The organism is Acrocarpospora phusangensis (assembly GCF_016862995.1).
Lineage (GTDB): Bacteria > Actinomycetota > Actinomycetes > Streptosporangiales > Streptosporangiaceae > Acrocarpospora > Acrocarpospora phusangensis.
In genome coordinates this window covers 1-3,078 of sequence record NZ_BOOA01000175.1, presented here as the reverse complement: position 1 = coordinate 3,078, position 3,078 = coordinate 1, and the positions used below count along the sequence as shown (strand labels likewise).

Sequence of the window (3,078 nt, the reverse complement as noted above, 5' to 3'; positions counted from 1 at the left end):
AAGGATTGCCGGGTTGAGAAGTGGTTGTCCAGACACAGGCGCGGCCGAGCCGAACCGGGTGGCCGGGGAGAATGACCGGCCACCCACGGGGCCCGCTACTTGATCTTTTCTGCGTCCGAGACCGCCTGCGCCCAGGCCTCTTCCGGCGCCTGGTTCTGCAGTTCGACCCGGCTCAGGCCGTTGCCCATGGCGAGCAGCACGTCACCCGACTTGGGGCCGGTGTGCTGGGGCTTGAGCGCCTTCGCGGCGTCAGTGAAGATCTTGCCGATCGGGGCGTCGCCGAAGTACGGGTTGACGAAGGTGGAGACCGCCGGGTCGTCGTACAGGGACGGCAGGGAGGGCAGCGCGCTGGCGTCCTTCCAGAGGGTGAGCTGGCTCTCCTTGCTGGTCAGGAAGTTGATCAGCTCGGCCGCCTCCTTGGGGTGCTTGCCCTGCTTGGGGGCGAGCAGGTGGGTGCCGCCCTGGTTGCCGCCGCCGCCGGGCACCGCGGCGATGTCCCAGGTGCCCTCGCCGGGCTTCTGGTCCTTGATCACGCCGGTCTTCCAGGCGGGGCAGACCATGGTGGCGAAGGTGCCCTTGGCGATGCCGGTGGTCCACTCGGGGGTGAACGCGGTGAGCTTGCCGGAGAGCTTGTTCTGGATCATCGAGACGCCCATGTCGAAGGCCTTCTTGACGTCCGGGTTGCTGGCCACGACCAGGTTGTTGGAGGTGTCGTAGAAGCCGACCGGGGCCTGCTCGACCATGGCGCGGAAGTGCTCACCGGGGCCGTCGGTGAAGGCGGCGTCCTTGACGCCGGCGGCGACGAACTTCTTGCCGGTCTCGACGTAGGCGTCCCAGGTGGGCCAGAGGGCGGAGACCTCGTCGCGGCTGCTGGGTAAGCCGGCCTTCTTGAACAGGTCGGGGCGGTAGCACATGGCCAGGCCGCCGACGTCGGTGCCGAGGCCGAGCAGCGTCTTGCCGTCGGAGGCGAGGCCGAGCTGCCACTTCCAGTCCAGGTACTCGGCCTGGCGGGACGTCAGGCCCTGGTCGGCGAGGTTGTGGAACTTGTCCGGGACCTGCTGGAAGGTGGCGATGAAGCCGCCCTCGACGGCGACCACGTCGGCCGCGCCCGCGCCGGTCGCGAGCTGGGTGACCAGGTTGTTGTGGTGGTCGTTGAACTGCGAGCGGCGCTCGGTGATGGTGACGTTCGGGTGCGTCTTCTTGAACTCCTCGTACAGCGGCGCGTAGTGGAAGTCGCTGAACAGCGCGACCGTAAGGGTGATCTTCTCCGCCGGCTGGGAAGCGGACGCGCCACCGCTGGGGGCCGGGGCCTCGCCACCGCAGGCGGCCAGGACGGATGCGGCGATCAGGGGCACGACGAGCCGCGTCACACGGCGGCGAGGGAGAGTGGACATGCCGTTGGAACCTTCCTATTTATGATCATGAAGAGAACGTTCCCTGGAGTGAGGTTGATCCTGGGGCCGGAATCTTGTCAATGGGTTACGAGATAACGATCCTCGTGACCTCCAGGGAACGTTCCCCCGAATTTTCCGATATCACCACAGGTCAGCGGCCTAAAAATGGGATCTTCCGGGCAAGAGAAAGCGTTCTCTCTCACGTCTCGGGAGTTTCTCACATGTTAATTCAACCCTTGACAGTAGTAGTGAATCGCGAGCACGCTCAGTGTCCGAGAGCGCTTCCCCGCACTCGTCGGCCCGGCGCGGCCTGTCCTGGTTTGGTGCTCCCGTTGAGGAGGTTCCATGCACGCACGCGTCCGATTAGGACTGCTTGCCGCGTTCGCGCTGGTCGTTTCGTACTTCGTGTCCATCCCCGCCGCCGCGGCAGACACCCTGCTCTCCCAAGGCAAGACCACCACCGCGTCCTCGTTCGAGGCCGCGTTCAGCCCCGCCGCCGCGGTGGACGGCAGCACCGCCACCCGCTGGGGCAGCCAGTTCACCGATCCGCAGTGGATCCAGGTGGACCTCGGCATCCAGGCCACCGTGTCGCAGGTCGTGCTGAACTGGGAGGCGGCGTACGCGCGAGCCTTCCAGGTGCAGATCTCCGCCAACGGCACCACCTGGACGAACATCTACAGCACCACCACCGGGACCGGCGGCGTGCAGACCCTCGCCGTGTCCGGCACCGGCCGTTACGTCCGCATGTACGGCACGCAGCGCGCCACCGCCTGGGGCTACTCCCTCTGGGAGTTCCAGGTGTACGGCAGCCCGGTCGGCACCGGCGGCTGCGGCACCGCCAACGCGGCCCTGGGCAGGCCCGCCACCGCCTCCTCCACCGAGAGCGCCACCGCGTTCCCGGCCTCGGCCGCGTTCGACGGCAACACCGGCACCCGCTGGTCCAGCGCGTTCAGCGACCCGCAGTGGATCCAGGTGGACCTGGGCGCCTCGGTCGCGATCTGCGGGGTGACGCTGAGCTGGGAGCCGGCGTTCGCGCGGGCGTACCAGATCCAGGTGTCCGCCAACGGGACGACCTGGACGAACATCTACTCGACCACCACCGGTCCGGGTGGGACCGAGAATCTGAACGTCACCGGCACCGGGCGTTACCTGCGGGTCAACGGCACCCAGCGGGCCACGGCGTTCGGCTACTCGCTCTGGGAGGTCGCGGTCCGCACCGGCTCGGGCTCGACACCCTCGCCGTCGCCTTCCCCGTCTCCGTCGCCCTCGCCTTCCCCGGGCACCGAAGTCCTGCTTTCGTACAACAAGCCGGGCGTCGCCTCCTCGTCGCAGAGCGACGGCAACTGCTGGGAGTGCGTGCCCGCGCGAGCCTTCGACCGGGACCCGGCCAGCCGCTGGGCGACGAGCTCGACCACCGGCTGGGTGGACCCGGGCTGGATCTACGTGGACCTGGGCGCGGTCGCCCAGATCAGGCGCGTGGTGCTGCAGTGGGACCCGGCCTTCGCCCGCGCGTTCCAGATCCAGACCTCCAACGACGCCGCGAACTGGACGCCGATCTACTCCACCACCACCGGCACCGGCTTCAAGCAGACCCTCAACGTGACCGGCTCCGGGCGCTACGTCCGCATGTACGGCACCCAGCGCGCCACCCCCTACGGCTACTCCCTCTGGGAGTTCCAGGTGT

The 3,078-nt window shown here is 68.0% G+C and carries 2 protein-coding genes; one reads left to right on the top strand and one right to left on the bottom strand.

Translation table 11 applies throughout. The annotated features are described in order from the left end of the window. Window positions 1–95 precede the first annotated feature (95 nt). The gene (locus Aph01nite_RS40725; RefSeq protein ID WP_204046444.1) at window positions 96–1,394 is read right to left on the bottom strand and encodes an ABC transporter substrate-binding protein; all 1,299 of its coding nucleotides are present in this window, start codon (window positions 1,392–1,394) and stop codon (window positions 96–98) included. A 345-nt stretch (window positions 1,395–1,739) separates the two neighbouring features. Here Aph01nite_RS40725 and Aph01nite_RS41945 point away from each other — a divergent pair. Further along, window positions 1,740–3,078 (top strand): discoidin domain-containing protein (locus Aph01nite_RS41945; protein ID WP_239162355.1); only part of this gene is annotated, 1,339 nt, incomplete at its 3' end.

What these genes read in the sequence shown, in the direction of transcription:
- Aph01nite_RS40725 (WP_204046444.1), bottom strand. Translation starts at nt 1,394, where the DNA reads ATGTCCACTCTCCCTCGCCGCCGTGTGACGCGGCTCGTCGTGCCCCTG.